Consider the following 266-nt stretch of genomic DNA (forward strand, 5'->3'; position numbering starts at 1 on the left):
CTGAGCTATAGCCCCTCATCGGTGAGGACGGGGCGAATCTTAAGGGCGTATCGGGGAGCTGTCAAACTTATTTTCAAACTTTTTGAAAATTTTTTGTCGGCATAACAACCACTTACCGCCCTGCCCCGGTAAAACCGGGGGGTAAAACGCCATCCCTGCACAAACAACAGATCCACAGAGCACGCGGTCTTGGGGGGGGGGGGGGGGGGGGGGGGGGGGGGGGGGGGGGGGGGGGGGGGGGGGGGGGGGGGGGGGGGGGGGGGGGG

1 tRNA gene (only partly in view) is annotated in these 266 nt (G+C 64.7%); it reads right to left on the minus strand.

Going from position 1 to position 266, the window contains the following annotated elements:
- Positions 1-15, minus strand: a tRNA-Ala gene (locus AC07T0_RS31145); it reaches 161 nt to the left of the window's first position.
- Between the last annotated feature and the right edge of the window lie 251 nt (positions 16-266).

Source organism: Pseudomonas sp. GW821-FHT04D07 (assembly GCF_059420225.1).